This is a genomic window from Streptomyces sp. SID3343 (assembly GCF_009865215.1).
Taxonomy (GTDB): domain Bacteria; phylum Actinomycetota; class Actinomycetes; order Streptomycetales; family Streptomycetaceae; genus Embleya.
In genome coordinates, this window is sequence record NZ_WWJX01000819.1 from 1 (window position 1) to 16,270 (window position 16,270).

12 protein-coding genes are annotated in these 16,270 nt (G+C 71.7%); 6 read left to right on the forward strand and 6 right to left on the reverse strand.

Annotation, left to right across the window (positions count from 1 at the left end; genetic code table 11):
- A partial coding sequence (locus GT354_RS25435; RefSeq protein WP_161358700.1) for a BTAD domain-containing putative transcriptional regulator occupies positions 1-1,358 on the reverse strand: 1,358 nt, incomplete at its 3' end.
- A gap of 620 nt (positions 1,359-1,978) precedes the next feature.
- Here GT354_RS25435 and GT354_RS25440 point away from each other — a divergent pair.
- Positions 1,979-3,538 (forward strand): NAD(P)/FAD-dependent oxidoreductase, encoded by a 1,560-nt coding sequence (locus GT354_RS25440; protein ID WP_161358701.1) that lies wholly within the window; start codon positions 1,979-1,981, stop codon positions 3,536-3,538.
- Positions 3,539-3,574: 36 nt separating this feature from the next.
- Here GT354_RS25440 and GT354_RS25445 read toward each other — a convergent pair whose 3' ends face one another.
- Entirely contained in the window at positions 3,575-4,945 is a 1,371-nt protein-coding gene (locus tag GT354_RS25445; protein ID WP_237535440.1) for an MFS transporter, read from the reverse strand.
- Positions 4,946-5,135: 190 nt separating this feature from the next.
- Between GT354_RS25445 and GT354_RS25450 the strand changes: the two genes are divergently transcribed.
- Complete coding sequence (locus GT354_RS25450) at positions 5,136-6,179, forward strand: phosphotransferase (protein ID WP_161358702.1); 1,044 nt, start codon at positions 5,136-5,138, stop codon at positions 6,177-6,179.
- A gap of 408 nt (positions 6,180-6,587) precedes the next feature.
- A complete protein-coding gene (locus GT354_RS25455) occupies positions 6,588-7,166 on the forward strand; it encodes a dihydrofolate reductase family protein (protein WP_161358703.1) in 579 nt (192 codons plus the stop codon).
- A 73-nt stretch (positions 7,167-7,239) separates the two neighbouring features.
- Here GT354_RS25455 and GT354_RS25460 read toward each other — a convergent pair whose 3' ends face one another.
- The 4 genes from GT354_RS25460 to GT354_RS25475 form a co-directional block, all read right to left on the reverse strand.
- Entirely contained in the window at positions 7,240-9,069 is a 1,830-nt protein-coding gene (locus GT354_RS25460; RefSeq protein WP_237535441.1) for a glycosyltransferase 87 family protein, read from the reverse strand.
- A 190-nt stretch (positions 9,070-9,259) separates the two neighbouring features.
- Positions 9,260-10,075 (reverse strand): hypothetical protein, encoded by an 816-nt coding sequence (locus GT354_RS25465; RefSeq protein WP_161358704.1) that lies wholly within the window; start codon positions 10,073-10,075, stop codon positions 9,260-9,262.
- Positions 10,076-10,138: 63 nt separating this feature from the next.
- Positions 10,139-10,939, reverse strand: coding sequence for a class I SAM-dependent methyltransferase (locus GT354_RS25470; protein WP_161358705.1), 801 nt, complete (start codon positions 10,937-10,939; stop codon positions 10,139-10,141).
- Between the two features lie 164 nt (positions 10,940-11,103).
- Positions 11,104-11,982, reverse strand: coding sequence for a hypothetical protein (locus tag GT354_RS25475; RefSeq protein ID WP_161358706.1), 879 nt, complete (start codon positions 11,980-11,982; stop codon positions 11,104-11,106).
- A 988-nt stretch (positions 11,983-12,970) separates the two neighbouring features.
- Between GT354_RS25475 and GT354_RS25480 the strand changes: the two genes are divergently transcribed.
- From GT354_RS25480 to GT354_RS25490, 3 genes are all read left to right on the forward strand, one after another.
- Positions 12,971-13,438, forward strand: a complete 468-nt coding sequence (locus GT354_RS25480) for a hypothetical protein (protein ID WP_161358707.1) — start codon at positions 12,971-12,973, stop codon at positions 13,436-13,438.
- 71 nt (positions 13,439-13,509) lie between these two features.
- Entirely contained in the window at positions 13,510-14,271 is a 762-nt protein-coding gene (locus tag GT354_RS25485) for a histidine phosphatase family protein (protein ID WP_202512276.1), read from the forward strand.
- A 474-nt stretch (positions 14,272-14,745) separates the two neighbouring features.
- A complete protein-coding gene (locus GT354_RS25490) occupies positions 14,746-16,128 on the forward strand; it encodes an FAD-binding oxidoreductase (protein ID WP_161358708.1) in 1,383 nt (460 codons plus the stop codon).
- Positions 16,129-16,270: the final 142 nt, after the last annotated feature.

The window sequence follows — 16,270 nt, forward strand, 5'->3', positions numbered from 1 at the left end:
CACGACAGCAGCAGCGCGAGGGTCTCCACGTCGGCGAGGTGCAGGTCGTCGAGCAGTACGGCCGTGGGCCGCACCAGCGCGGCGTCCGCGAGCCAGGCGCGCAGCGCGCGGTGCATTCGGAACCGCTCGACGGACGCGTCTTCGCGGCGCCCGGCCACGTCGTCCGCGCTGGTCAACGGTGCGAGCGCGGCGGCGTGTTCGGCGCGGACGGGCACCGTCTCGGCCACCGTGCGCAGTACCTCGACCCACGCCCACGCCGGCGGCGCGTCCTCGACCTCGGGGCAGCGGCCGGTCGCCACCAGCCAGCCTTCGTGCTCCAACCGTGCGGTGAACCGCGCGAGCAGCGCGGACTTGCCCAAGCCCGCCTCGCCCGTGACCAGCGCGACGCGGGTACGACCGGACCGGACCTCGGCGGCGGTGGCGGCGAGCGCGGCGAGTTCACCGTCGCGACCGACGAACAGGTCGGGGTCGGCGGGCGGCTCGGCGTCGAGGGACTCGGCGGGCACGGGCACGGCGGCGGGTAGAGGTACGGGCACGGGCGTGGCGACGGCGCCGGCGGGTGGTCGGATCGGGGGCGCGGGCGTGGTCGCGGCCCGCAGTACGTCCTCGCGCTGCGTGAGGATCGCCTCCTCCACCTCGATCAGGGCGGGACCCGGATCGAGGCCGACGTCGGCGGCGAGTACGGCTCGCGCCCGGCGCAGCGTAGCGAGCGCGTCGGCCTGGCGCCGCCCGGCCCACAGCGCCAACGCGTGCAGCCGCCAACCCTCTTCGCGCAGCGGCTGATCCCGGGTCAGCTGCTCGGCAGCCACGGCAGCGCCGGTCGCGTCGCCGCAGCGCAGTCCCGCCGCGACGTGCAATTCACGTGCGTCCAGGCGCAGTTCGTCCAGTCGGGCGATCTCGGCGCCGGCCCACGGCTCGTCCGCCACGGCCGCGAACGCCGGGCCGCGCCACAGTCCGAGGGCCTGCTCGGTCAGGTGGCGTGCGCCGGCCGGGTCGGCGGCCACCCGCTCGTGCGCGGCCCGCAGCACGGACTCGAACCGCCAGGCGTCGACGTCGTGTTCGGCCACCCGCAGCGCGTAGCCGGGAGAACTGCTCACCAGCAGACGCGCGGGGGTGCGCCGCGGCCGACCGGGTTCGAGCAGGCGGCGCAGGTTGGACACGTACGCCTGGAGCGACGTGACGGCCTGCGGAGGTGGTTCGCCGCGCCACAGGTCGTCGATCATCCGATCGAGGGAGACCACCTCGCCGCGCGCGCAGACCAGCAGTGCGAGCACGGCACACTGACGAGGACCGCCGAGGGGGACCGAGAGGTCGTCCACATCGGCCTCGAAGGATCCGAGCACCCGAATGCTAACCATGTCGTCGGGCAGCGTAGCCGGGAGCCGGACAGGCCCGCAGGTCAGGGCGACGGGGCAGGCAGAGGTCGGCCGGCCGCCGGGAGCCGACGGGCCGCCGGTCCCACGGGGCCGAACCGAACGTCGGGGCGGCGGAGGGTGGAACGGCTGGGTGTCGGCGCGGCGAGTGTCGACGGCCTAGCGTCGGCGTGGCCGAGTGGGGGCGGCCGAGCGGGGGCGTGGCGGAGCCGTCGGCAGGGCGAGTGTGGGTGTGGCGGAGCGTGGGCGTGGTGCGTGTCGGCTCGGCTGAGTGTGGGTGCGGCTGAGCGTCGGCAGGGCGAGTGTGGGTGTGGCGGAGCGAGGCGAGCGTGGGTGCGGCGGAACGCGGGCGCGGCGAGCTTGGGTGCGGCGGAGCGTCGGCGCGGCGGGTGTCGGTGTGGCGAAGCGTAGGTGCGGCTGAGCGTGGGCGCGGCGCGTGTCGGTGTGGCGGAGTGTCGGGCCGGCGAGTGTTTGGGTGGGCGTGCGGTGTTGATCGTCGGAGACGGCTTCGCGGCGGCCGTTGCGTCGGTGTGCGGGGTGGCGTGCGTAGGCTGCCTTTGTGGTTGTCGGGCGGCCCGGGATCGCCGGCTTTGGAGGGTTGTGTGGTGCGTGACGGTGGGAACTTCGATGTCGTCGTCATCGGTGGAGGCCACAACGGCCTGGTCGCGGCCGCCTATCTGGCGCGGGCCGGCCGGTCGGTCGTGGTGCTGGAGCGGCTCGGCGAGGTCGGCGGCGCGGCGGTGTCGTGCCGGCCGTTCCCGGGCGTCGACGTGCGCCTGTCGCGATACTCGTACCTCGTCAGCCTGCTGCCCCGCAAGATCGTCGACGACCTGCGGCTGCCCGTCGTCCTGCGCCGTCGACGCGTCGGGTCGTACACGCCGCTCGGCGACGGCGGTTTCCTCGTCGACGCCGCGGATCGGGCCGGAACTCGCGCCGAACTGACCCGCTTCGCGGGAGCGCGCGAGGCCGACGCGTGGGAGCGGTTCGGCGCGGCCACGGCACGACTGGCCGAGCGAGTGTTTCCCAGCCTCACCGAACCGCTGCGCTCCGCACCGGAGTTTCGCCGACTCGTGGACGACGACCGAGTGTGGGACGCGCTGTTCGCGCAGCCGCTGTCGGGCGTGATCGAGGCGGAGTTCGCCGACGACACGGTCCGCGGTGTGGTGGCCACGGACGCGCTGATCGGCACGTTCGCCGCGATGGACGACCCCGCGTTGCGGCAGAACCGCTGCTTCCTCTATCACGTGATCGGCGGCGGAACAGGGGACTGGGACGTGCCGGTGGGCGGCATGGGCGCCGTCACGGCGGGCCTCGCCGACGCGGCCCGCGCGGCGGGGGCCGAGCTGCGTACGGGAGCGGCGGTCACCGCGGTGGATTCGGACGGCGACGTGCGCTACACGATCGGTGACGAGGAATATCGCGTGACGGGCGGGCACGTGCTCGCCGCGATCGCGCCCGACACGCTGGACCGACTCCTCGGCGACGCCCCCGGCGGCCCGGCGCCCGAGGGGTCACAACTCAAGGTCAACATGGTGCTCGCCCGGCTGCCGCGCCTGCGGGATCCGCTCGCCGACCCGCGCCGGGCGTTCGCGGGCACCTTCCACGTCAACGAGGGATACACGCAGCTCGCAGCGGCGTACGACCGGGCCGCGGCCGGCGAGATGCCCGCGCCGGCGGCGGGGGAGATGTACTGCCACACGCTCACCGACGCGTCCATCCTCGGTCCCGGGCCCCGCGCGGCGGGCGTGCACACCCTGACCCTGTTCGGCCTGCACATGCCCGCCCGCCTGTTCGCCGACGACAACGACGGCGCCCGGGCGAAGGCCCTGCGCGCGATGCTCGACTCCGTCGACGACGTGCTCGCGGAACCGATCGAGGACTGTCTACTGCGCGACGGCGACGGCAACCCCTGCCTCGAGGTCCGCACGCCCCTCGACCTGGAGCACGAACTCGGCCTGCCCGCAGGGCACATCTTTCATCGGGACCTCTCCTGGCCGTACGCCGAGGACCCCGACACGCACGGCACGTGGGGCGTCGAGACGGCCCACGAGCGGATCCTGCTGTGCGGGGCCGGCGCACGGCGCGGCGGCGGGGTGAGCGGCATCCCCGGCCACAACGCGGCGATGGCGGTCCTGCACGGGAGTTCGGTCCGGCGGGAAGGTTGAGCGGGGCCGACCCCGGACGGGGCCGACCCCCCGTGCTCAGTCGGTCGGCACGACCTCCCGATCCCGCTTGGCCGCGACGGCGTCCGGGTCGGTGCGCGCGTCATAGCGCCACAACCCGCGCAGTGCACCTCCCAGGACGCCCGCCCCGCCGAGCGCGGCCAGGCCGCCCGTCCACACCGCGGCCCGTACGCCGAGCCGTGCCGCGACGAAGCCCGACCGGACCTGGCCCAACGTCGGTCCGATCTCGCCGGCGAGCAACTCGATCCCCGCCAACCGGCCCCGGATCCGGTCCGGCACCGACTGGTTCCAGATCACCGAACTAGCGGCATCGGCAAGGCAGTTGCCTGCCCCGGCGAGCACGAGCAGGGGCAACAGCAGAGCGATCGTGCCGGCCAGGCCCGCGCCGAGGATCGCCGCGGCCGACACCGCGCTCGCGACCACGACCACACGGCCGTGCCGATCCACCCGTCCGAGCCAACCGCTGGTGGCCCCGGCCGCGATGCTGCCCGCCGCAGGTGCCGCGTACAGCAGTCCGAGCGCCCACATCGCGTCCAGGTCGTCGGCCAGGAACGCGAACAGCGCGGTGGGCAGGGCGAATACGGTCACCACCAGGTCCACCAGGTTGGTGCCGAGCAGGACCGGCCGAGCACCGACGTAGCGCAGCCCCTCGCCGATGCCGCGCAGCGACGCCGGTTCGGATTCCGCGCGCGCCGGCAGCGGCCGCACTCGGCACAGCAGCACGATCGACCCCACGAACGTCGCGAGACCGATCAGATACGCGGCGGGGAGTCCCGCCGTCGCGGCCACCACGCCGCCGAGCGCGGGGCCGACCACGACCGCGAGATTTCCGCTCAGCGAACCGAGCGACGCCGCGGCGGGCAACTGCTCGTGCGGCACCAACTGCGGCACCATCGCACCGGCCGCGGGCCACTGCAACGCCTGGAGGGCCGCGGTCAACGCGGCGCCCACGTACAGCGGCCACAACAGCGGACGATCAAGCAATGCGTTGGCCAGCATCCCCGCCGTGGTCACGGCGAGCCCGACCTCGGTCAGCAGCACCAGGCGTCGCCGATCGACGGCGTCCGCGAGCGCGCCGCCGTACAGCCCGAGCAGCAGCATCGGGATCAGTTCGGCGACCCCGATCAGGCCGACCGCGACCGTCGATCCGGTGATCCGCATGACCTGCAACGGCACCGCCACGAGCAGCGGGAACGCCGAGCCGAGCATGCCGATCAGGCCGGCGGTCCAAACCAGCCGAAAGTCGCGCGACGTCCGCAGGAGCGTGACGTCGGGCAGCACCCGGGCGAGACCGCGACCCTCCTGCGGTGACGGGCCGTCAGCAAGGGGTGCCGCGTGGGGTTCAGGGTGTTTCTCGGGTCCTTCGTTCTTCGTCGATTCGTTCGTCAAGGGGTCCGAACATCCTGTTCGCTCGATGGGGTCGATCGTTCACGGGCGCGATTCGAGCGATGACGCACCTCATGGCGGATCTCCAAACGAACGGGGAAAACGGACCCGCCCACGATACTCGGTCGGTGCGGTCGGTGCGGTCTGCGTCGGTTCCGCGGGACGGCCGGGTGGGTGGGTAGGGTGTTCGACCATGACGGAACGGGTGCCCTTGGGAGACGCGCTGCGGGCCTCGCTCGGTGAGCCGCGCAACGTTCGGCTGCTCGACAGCAGCCCTCGATCGCGCGTGTGGCAGGTGGAGATCGCGGGCGAGCGAGCCATCGTCAAACAGGTCACCGACGCGGGCGATCACCGACACGGCGCCGACGAGCGCTTCACGCGCGAACTCACCGGCCTGCGGCTGGCCGCCCGCGGTCCCGTGGGACCGGCCGTACTGGGCACCGATCCGACCGAACGGGTCCTGGTCCTGGAATACCTCGAAGACCTGGGCGCCACCGACGACTGGCTGCCCGGCTACGCCGCCGCACTGGCCCGCCTGCACGCGCTGACCGGCGTGGACGACGCGGGGGTACTGCCCCGGTCGCAGGGCCCCGGCCCGGCCGACGTGGAGTCGTTCCTCGCCTTCGCGACCGCGCTGGACGTGCCGGTACCGGCGGGGGTGCCGGCCGAACTGGCCGCATTGGTCGAACGGACCGACCCGGCGGGTCACTACGCGCTACTGCACGGCGACCCGTGCCCCGGCAACGACCTGCGGACCGCCGGCGGCGTGCGCTTCGTCGACTTCGAGCATGCCGCGCTCGGCGACGGAATCGTGGAACTGGCTTACCTCCGGGCCGGGTTCCCGACGTGCTGGAGCGCGATGTCGGTGCCGGCGACGTCGCTCGCCGAGGCGGAGGCGGTGTATCGCTCGACCTGGCGGGACGCCACCGGCCTGGACGTGGACGTGGTCGGCGCACTCGCGGACGCATGCGCCGGCTGGCTGATCCGCGGCGACGCGCTGGTCGAGCGCGCGCACCGGGCGACCGTGGACCACCTGGCGCGGGCCACGATGGAGGACTTCGACTGGGGCTACGTCTCGGCCCGCGAGCGGCTGGTCCACCGACTGGGCGTGGTCGCCGAAACCGCCCATGAGCCGATACGCGAACTCGGCCTGCTGGCAGCGGAGTTGCGGGCCCGACTGCGCAAGGCCGGCCCGGACCTGCGGCCGCTGCCGGGGCCCGACTCGCGGCCCTGGTAGGGCGAACCGCCGGGCGCACGAATCCGCGGTGACTATCGCGTCCTCGACGACGATCGGATCCACGATGCCGCGCATCGCCCCGAGCGGCGGCGACTCGGGAGACGGGTCGGGCCCGGTCCGGCGCTTGATGATCAGTCCCGGCATCGCGACGTAGAAGGGGTGGCCACCGTCGTGTGGTCGCCGGGTGAAACCTCCTCCGGTCGGACGGCACACGATGCCCGAGCCACGGCCCGCGAGGCTGCTGTCGGGGCGGGTTCGGCGTGGATCCGTCGGGAAAAGGCGTTGCAACCACTACACATGAAGCACTATAACTGTAGTTGTCACTGTCGGGAATGCCACGCGCCGCATGCCAACCGCCGGGCACCCGGCCACGCGGTCATCCGATGTCCGCTTACAGGAAAGAGCCACATGCGAAAGCTCACCTACTTCATCGCCTCCACCCTCGACGGCTTCATCGCCGACCGGGACGGCAACTTCGACTTCTTCCCGATCGCCGACGCAACGGTGGAGTACCTCGTCCGCGAGTATCCCGAGACGCTCCCCACGCACGTCGCCTCGCACTTCGGTGTCGCGCCGGACGCCGAGTACCGGCACTTCGACACCGTGTTGATGGGGCGCGCGACCTACGAACCGGCCTTGAAGGCCGGCATCACGAACCCCTACCGACACCTGCGTACGTACGTCGTCACGAGCAGCATCACCGAGAGTCCCGACCCGGCCGTCACCCTCGTCGCGGGCGACCCGCTCGCCGCCGTGCGCGAACTCAAGACGGAAGCGGGCGACAAGGGCATCTGGGTGGCCGGTGGCGCGCAACTCGCCGGCGCGTTGCTGCCCGAGATCGACGAGGTGATCGTCAAGACCTACCCGATCATGATCGGCACCGGGATCCCCCTGATGTCGGGGGAGTTCGCGGTCACGGCGTTCACGCGCACCGGGGGCGTGGTGCTCGACAGCGGTGTGTCGGTCACGACGTACACGCGGACGTGACGCGGATGCCGGCCTCGTCGGGGTATCGGTCCATGCGAGCCGATACCCCGTCTGGCGGTGGTTCGGGCGAGGGTCAGCCGTTGCGCAGTTTCATCCCGCCGTCGGAGACGAGTTGCCCGTCGGGGCCGAAGGCCAACAGCAGGGAGTGATCAGTCGAACTCGCGGCGATCGAGAAGCTGCGGGCACTGGGCAATCGGCCGTCAACGACCGGGATGGGCGCCGTGGAGACGGGCGGGTCCGAAGGATCGGGCGGGGCGTGCATGTTCCTGCGGTACGTGTCCGGTAGATACAGCGGTGTGCCGACCGGCTTCGACAGGGGAAGCAGCGGAACCGTGACCGCCCGGCCCCCCTCGACCGGAACGAAGACCAGGCGTGCCACGTGTGGGCCGACCTGACCCTGGATGACGACCCAGCCCTGTGTTTGCGGGCCGCCCATGCCCGAGCTGAAGTTGAGCTGTCGGCCGCGGGAGTCGGCGTCGACGCTGCTTACGCAGCGCCAGGCCCCGGACGACGAAGGATTCCCGTCGAGCGGTGAGTAGCCCATGCATCCGTTGGGGTCCTCGCCCCAGAAGGACTGGTCCTGGTCGGTCGCCATCTGCACCCGTACCTCGACAGGGCGTTCATGGACGGCCATCAGCACGCCCACGGCCGCCACCGCCAGCACCCCCGTGTACACCAGCGCGGTGCGTGGGCGCAGCAGCACGCGCACACCCGGAATCACCGGAACCGTCGCCAGGGCCCGGTGTCGCAGCGGCGCCAACCCCCACGTACACACCGCGAGCGCCGCGAGCAGCCGTACGTTGTCACGGGCGAACGTGTTCGGCAGCAGGCCGCCCACGCTGAACGTCATGAGCACGAGCAGCGCCGCGCCCCACGCGATCCGCATCTTGCGTGGGCCGCCCACGAGCAGCAACCCCGCGAGGACCAACCACACTTGATGGTGCGTCCAGGACACCGGCGACGCCACGACCGTCGCACAACCCACCACCACCGCGCCCTGCGCGACGCCACCTCCGCGATGGCACTCGCGGGCGCCGACCAGCGCGATCACGCAGACGAGGGCGGACAGGATCAACCAGGCGACCGCGCGTTCGGGCGGCACTATGCCGGAGCGGATCAACGCGCCGTTGAGGGACTGATTGCCGGTCGCGGCCAGGTTGCCGATGCGCGACGTCGCGAAGACCGCCTCGGTCCAGAACGTCACCGACGCCGCCGGCCACAACACGGCAGTACCGCCGGTACACACCGCGAACGCCGCGCCCGCCCGGATCGCGTCACGGCGCCGTCCGGTGATCCACAGGTAGGGCACGAACAACAGCGGTGTCAGCTTGATCGCCGCCGCGACCCCGGTCAGCACGCCGCGCAGCGGGCGTGGGGTCAGGCCGAGCGCGTCCACGAGGGCCGACAGGACCAGAAACACGCTGACTTGGCCCAATCGCAGATTGCTCTGCAACGGCGTCGACCAGATCAGCGCCCCCGCGCCGGCCAGGGTCACGGCGACGAGCCGGCGACGGCCGACCATCCCGTTGCGGGCCGTCATCGCCGCTGCTATCCCGACCACCGCGACCAGGGTCGCAAGCGTCCACAGCACACGCGCGGCCGGCTCGGAGAGTCCGCCCAGCGGCCAGAACATCAGTAGTGCGAACGGCGGGTAGGTGAACGGATCACCGTTCTCCGCCACGTACGTGTACAGCGGGACGCCGTCGCGCACGGCGTGCACCGCACCGAAGTACACGTGCAGGTCCATCTGCCGGTCCCACGAGGGAAGTTGACACGCCGACCACCCGGCCGTCCCCGCTGCGACCGCGAACACCGCCACGACGACGGCCACCGCGAACGTGCGCACGCGCGGCGACCACCCCCTGCCTATCGTCGCGAGCCAACCCACCCTGTCATCGATCATGAGGAGGGATTCTGCCGTACGAACTCGCCCAGCGCGAGGGGATGGTGACGGGGCGTCAGGTTCGCTGGCCGACGTACTGCGGCCGACTGACGCCTCGACCCCTCTCGACTCCTCTCGACGTCTCTCGGCTTCTCTCGACTCCTCTCGATTCGTGCTCGGCTCCGGCTCGGCTCCTGTGTCTGTTTCCGCCTCAGTCCAGGGAAAGTTCGTAGTCGAGGACGCGATCGGCGATGCGCAGGCCGGCGAGGGGGAGGGCGTGGCGGATCGTGCCGGTGGTGTCGGCGTCGAATTCGAAGACGGCGAGTTCGCGGACGGCCGGGTGATCGTGGTGCAGGCGGCTGAGAAGTTCGGCGAGCAGGGCGGCCAGTACATCCGCCTCGACGCCGGCGGCGCGGATCGCCTCGCCGGCATCGACGTACGCGCGGTCGCCGTCGACCGTGACGCCGACCTCGGCGCCCGCGCCGACCAGGCCCACGGCAGGAGAGGGCAACGGGCGGGCCGACACGGCAGGTAGGCCGGCCGGCAGCAACCGGTCGGCGGGGTCGGCGGTCCAGATCCGGGCGATCTCCCCGGCGGTACGCGCGCCGAGCGCGCGGGCGGCCTCGCCCTCGGGGCCGGTGTCCGCGCCGCTCCACCTCAGCACCCGCCCGCCGGCCGCGCGGGCCCGTTCGGCGGCCTCGCGGTACATCAGCACGAACGCCGCGTGTTCCTCAAGAGTCGCCGGCATGTCGTCGTAGAACCCGGACACCAGTCGCCGCGCGAGCCGCCCGGCCTGCTCCCCCTGGGCCCACGGCACGGCATCGACCTTTCGGTACACGCTCACCCAGCCGATGGGTTGACCGTCGCGTCGCGCGGTCACCGTCCCGACGATTTCGGTCGCGTCGCCCACGTCCGCACCGGGTGACACATCGGGCGAGGGCAGTCCCACCGCCGCGTAGACCTCGCCGGTCGGTCGAAGGCCCGCAGTGGTGCCACTGCCCCATTCGAGGGAAATGTCGTTACTCATCCGAGTATCGTCCCTCCCCTCGGCACCACCCGAGCACCCCGTACACCCGACCGGAGCAGTCCTTTACCCGGGCGACCCGTACGACCCGTGCGGCTCGCGTGACCCGCGTGCGAGCACCGCGACGTCGTAGCGTTCGCCGACCGGCGTGGGCCTCGCGGACGACTCGACAGCCGCATCGGCCTCCAGGAGTTCGAGCCCTGCTCTGAACTCACGCTCCGTCAGGTGAACGAACTTCGACTGGGGACGCGTCGACATGCGGGCGTGGTAGTCCCGCAAAGACGTCGTGACGGGCTGCGCGAACGACAGGACCTCCACAACGGAGAAGCCCGCCGAGGCGAAGTCGCCGAGCACCTCGTCGCGCCCCGGAAACCGCTCGGCATCGCTCGCGAGCAGCGCCGGCCAGTAGCGATACACGATCGCGTCCAGGTTCTCGCGAAACGTCGTACGAACGACGACGACACCATCGGGACGCAGGATGCGCGCCAACTCCCGTGCACACGCACGACGATCGGGAAGATGATGGATGACCCGGGACAACAGGGCGAGATCGAACGGTTCTCCCGATGTCGGTACCGCCTCCGCGGTTCCGCGCAGGTAGCGGACCTGAGGATGAGCGCCGAACCGGTCGGCCTGGACCAGCATCGCCGCGGAGGCATCGACCCCGACCACCGACGACACGGGCAACAGCCGAGCCATCGCCGCGCAGAACATGCCCGTACCGCAACCGATCTCCACCACCGCCGGAGCGGGCCGAGGACTGAACGATCCGATCAGCTCCGTCCAGGCCCGCAGCGAAGTTTCCGGCATCTCGTTGCCTGCCTGGTAGACCCCCGCCAGACGCGCATCGTCATACAACCGACCCATCCGGCAACCCTTCCACCCGTAACCTCAGGCCACAAGGCGTGATCGGGCGACCCACAACGCAGTAAACCCCCAGCCCCCGCCCCCAACGCAACGGGCGGTGCGGGTGGAACACATCCCGACCCGCCCCCCGCACCCGCGACCCGACCGCCCCGACCACAAACCCCTCAGGACCATGCGGTCCCGAGCGAGGCGGCGATTGCGTCGGCGAAGCGGTCTGCGGCGGCAGGGCAGTGACCCAGGAAGAGGGAGGGCTCGCAGAGTTCGAGTTCGAGGAGGGTGGGTGTGCCGTCGGCGGCCGGGACGAGGTCGACACGTGCGTACAACAGCGGGCCGAACGGGATCTCGGTCATCACCCGGGCCGCGACCGCGAGTTCCGCGTCGGAGGGATCGCGCGGGCTGATGTCCTCGGCCTTGAACAGGTCTTCGACGTGCGGCGGCGAGTCGTCGAGCATCGGGCCCTTGCGGATCGCGTGGCTGAAGACGCCGTCGAAGTAGATCAGCGCCGTCTCGCCGGCCGTGTCCACCGCCTCCAGATACGGCTGGACCATGACCGTACGGCCGGCCGCGAGCAGGTTGGTGGCGTGGCCTGCCGCGAGGGCGCGCTTCTCCGGAATGCCCATGTCGTACCGGGCCGTGTCGCGCGAGCCGCCGCTGACGGTCGGCTTGACCACGTGGACGCCCGTCGTCGGCAGCGTCACCGTCGAGTCGGGCTCCAGCCACAGCGTCTCGACGACGGGAAGGCCGACCCTGGTCAGGTCGCGCAGGTACGCCTTGTCCGTGTTCCAGGCCACGACCGCCGCCGGGTTCGCCAGCCGCGGAACGCTCTCCGCCCATTCGACGAACTCCCGGTGGCGTCCCGGGTAGTCCCATACCGAACGCAGGATCACGAGGTCGTACGCGGCCCAGTCCACCCCCGGGTCGTCCCACACCGCAGGCTCGACACGGATGCCGCGCGCGGCAAGCGGTTCGAGCAACAGACGCTCGTCCGGGTCCAGGTCCGGCAACTCGGCGCAGGTGGCAAGGGCGACACGCGGTTCGATCATGAAGTCAGATTATCCGGACACGCGCGCGGATCATTGCACAAGTCCGGCGGACTCACTTCTCGGCGGAGCGGGGGATCTGATAGATACACGTTCCGTGACGACAGCGGAACCAAAAGGTGCGATGGCGGCGAAGCCGGGGCCCGGGGCGGGCGCGGAGCCGAAACCGGCAGCGACAGCGACGCGGAGGGCAGCCCCGGCGACAGAGGCGACCTCGGCCGAGGAGAGCGTGAGCCCGGGTGGGCGTGTCGCGGGGGCGGGCGACGCCGAGGCCGCCGAAGTCCGGCCCGATTCCGGTTCCCAGGCCCCGCCGCCCGGCACGGCAGACGCGGTCGAAGCCCCGCCGAACGTCTCACGGAAAACGCAAGACACAGTCGACGAAGCGGCTGCGCCCCCGCCCCCGCCCGTACCCACATCGGCATCCGCGTCCGGAAGCGCACCGACCCCCGCCTCCGAGAGCGCATCCGCGCCCGGAAGCGCACCCACCCCCGCTTCCGGGAGCGCATCCGCGTCCGCGTCCGGAAGCGCATCCATCCTCGCCTCGGAGAGCGCGTCGGCGTCCGGAAGCGCACCCATCCCCGCTTCCGAGAGCGCGTCGGCGTCCGGAAGCGCACCCATCCTCGCCTCCGAGAGCGCATCCGCGCCCGGAGTCGCACACATCCCCGCCCCCGGAAGCGCATCGGCGCCCATGCCCGGGGTCGCATCCACCCTCGCCTCCGGTAGCGCATCGGCGTCCGCGTCCGGAAGCGCACCCGCCCCCGCCTCCGGGAGCGCATCCGCGTCCGGAAGCGCACCCGCCCCCGCCTCCGGGAGCGCATCCGCGCCCGGAAGCGCACCCACCCCCACCTCCGAGAGCGCATCCGCGCCCGGAGTCGCAGCCACCCCCGCGTCTCCGCGCCGACCCCGGCCCTTCGCTCGGTTCGCGCCGAAGTCCGAGTCCGTTTGCGGGCCCGCGAACGGGCTCCCCGCGTCCGCGCTCTCCGATCTCGTGGTGGTGCTCGCTCCCGCTCCCGATCCCGACTTCGAACCCGACGCCGATCGGGTGCGTCGTGATCGGCGGATCACGCGGCGGATCGTGTTGGCCGTCCAGCTTCTTTTCTGCGCGTTCCTCTCGTGGTCGATCAACAACCTCGGTATCGCCATGTGCGACGACGGCGACACGGACTGCCGCGACCAGGCCGCGGTGTTGCAGCCGTGGGTGCTCGGGCTTGCCGTCCTGTGTGTGCTCGCGTTCGGCTACGGCGCGGTCCGGCGGGATCGGGTGTCGCAGACGCGTGTGCAGGCCGTGCTCGCCGCGACGGTGTTGCTCACCGTGACCTTCGCCGTCGGCCATACATTCTCCGGCGTCGTCTGGAAGCCGGTCGGGCCCGAGGAGATCGAGCAGCGGCAGCCCACCCGCTATCCACCCCTCCCCGGGTGTGAGGAATGGGGCAATTGCTCTCTTCGCGTGTCGAACTGACGGAGCGTCGAGTTTCGGCCCGCGATCCGGGGTGAGAACCCTCTCAGGAGTCGAACGTCGGGGAGCGCACCGTGATCAACACGCCGGACACCGCGCCCTACGGGCCCGCCGAGATTGTCGCCGTCCGGCACGGCGAGAGCACCGCCAACGCCGCCTTCGCCGCCGCCACGGCCGCCGCAGGACTTCCGCATCCCGACGACGCCGGGCCGCCCGACCTGGCGAAGGTGGGCCGCGACGCGGACATCGCGCTCACCGCTCTCGGCGAAAAGCAGGCGGCGGCGGTGGGTCGGCGCCTCGCAATCAGGGGCGAAACACCGGACGTGGTCCTGGTATCGCCGTACCGCAGGGCGCGTTCGACCATGCGCGTCATCGCCCGCGAAGCCGCGCGCGCGGGCCTCCTGCTCCCGCGTCCGCGCCGCGACGAACGCCTGCGCGACCGCGAGACGGGCATCCTGGAACTGCGCACCCTCACCGAGATCGAGCAGCTGTACCCCGACGAGGCGGATCGCCGGCGCCGCGTCGGCGACCTGTACTACCGCCCACCGGGCGGCGAGTCCCTGGCCGACGTCGCACTGCGGCTGCGCACGCTGCTGACCGATCTGCGCCACGACGCACCCGGCGCGCACGTGCTGATCGTCGGCCACGACGCGACGGTACTGATGCTCCGTTACATTCTGGACGGCCTCACCGAGACCGACGTGGACCGCCTGGTGCGCACGGACCCGGTGGGCAACGCCTCCATTTCCAACTGGCGTGCCCGGGACGGCCGACTCCGCTCGATCCGGTACAACGACATACGGCACCTGCGTGGTGTGGGCACAGGCGTGCGGTGAGGCGGCGGGCCCGCGCGGCAAAGTAGGCCGTCAGTCGGCGGGCGGGCCGGCTGGAGCGGACGGTCCGGCATACCCAGCGCGAGCATTCGCTACCCGAGGTTGTTCCCGAACCACCGTGGTTTCACAGTGGGGTTGAGCGGCTGTACGTGGCCGGCGACGTCGTGGGCACGCGCGGTGGGGACGCGCCGGTCGGTGGTCGTGTCGTTCACCGCGGCGCGGTCTGCTCGACGCCGCGCGCCACACCGCGGCCGGCACCCGTGTCGACCGTGCGTGTCCCGTTCGGTCGAGGCACGTCGCGGCGCCGGATTGGCGAGGCTCCACCCACGGCGGGATGCTGGATGGGTCAGACCTTGCGGCGTGGGATTCGCCTGTGGTGCAACAGGGGACCGGCCGTCGGCGCACAACCGCTCACCAGCGGCCCGACACGGGAGAAGCAGGGTGGGTAGCGGTCCGCGTCTCGGCAAGGAGCCGGCCATGGACGGCAACACGTTGGAAGCGATGAGGACCGCGCTGCGCGGCCCGGTCGTCGGTCCGCAGGATCGGGAGTACGACGACGCCTGCAGAATCTACAACGCGATGATCGACAAGCGACCGGCCGCCGTCGTCCGATGCACGGACGCGGCGGATGTCATGGCCGCGGTCGATTTCGTCCGCGACAAAGGGCTCGAACTCGCCGTCCGGGGCGGCGGCCACAGCGGACCCGGCCTGTGCCTGGTCGACGACGGCGTCACCATCGATCTGTCGCCCATGCGCCATGCGCACGTCGACCCCACCGCGAAGACCGCCAGGGTCGGCGGCGGCAGCCGACTGGGCGACCTCGACCACGCCACGCACGCGTTCGGGTTGGCGACCCCCGCGGGCATCATGTCCACGACCGGTGTCGGGGGCCTGACCCTCGGTGGCGGGCACGGGTATCTCACCCGCAAGTACGGTCTGACCGCCGACAATCTGCTCGCCGCGGACGTGGTACTCGCCGACGGCAGTTTCGTCACCGCGAGCGCCGCGGAGAATCCGGACCTGTTCTGGGCGCTGCGTGGTGGCGGTGGAAACTTCGGCATCGTCACGTCGTTCGACTTCCGGCTGCATCCGGTGCGCACCGTGGGTGTGGCGGTCACCGTGTGGCCGGTCGACCGCACGCGCGAGGTGCTGCGGTGGTACCGCGAGTTCCTGCCGCAGGCACCCGAGGACCTGAACGGCTTCTTCGCCGCGCTCAGCGTCCCGCCGGGGCCGCCGTTCCCGGCGGAGATCCACGGCGAGAAGATGTGCGGCGTGGTGTGGTGCTGGACCGGCGACCCCGACCTCCTCGCGGACACCCTCGCGGTGGTGAACGAACCGGCCCCGCCCGCGTTCCACTTCACCACGCCGATGCCGTATCCCGCGTTGCAGAGCCTGTTCGACGAACTGATTCCCACGGGCCTCCAGTGGTACTGGCGCGGGGACTTCTTCGACCGGATCGCGGACGAGGCGATCGACCTGCACGCCAAGTACGCCGCGGACCTGCCCACGGCCCTGTCGACCATGCACCTGTATCCGGTGGACGGGGCCGCGGGCCGGGTCGGCCCGGACGACACGGCCTGGGACCACCGGGACGCCCTGTGGTCCGGCGTCTTCGCCGGCATCGACCCCGACCCGGCGAACGCCGACGTCGTCAGGCAGTGGTGCGTCGATTACTGGGAGGCGTTGCACCCCCATTCGATGGGTGGTGCCTATGTGAACTTCCTCGGCGTGGGGGAGGGTTCGGACCGGATCCGGGCCACTTACGGTAACCACTACGACAGGCTCGCCGCGATCAAGCGGGCCTATGATCCGCACAACCTTTTCCATGCCAACCAGAACATCGAACCGGCGGCCGGATAGGACCCCGAACGAACCTGCGGTTACGCCTGTGGCAGGCGGTTGGGTTGTTCCCACCTGCGCCGCCCGTTGCGTTTGCGTGGTGGGTTGGGGTATCAGGGCGACGGGGCGGGCCAGGTCAGGCCCCGCGGCCCGGTCTCGGCAG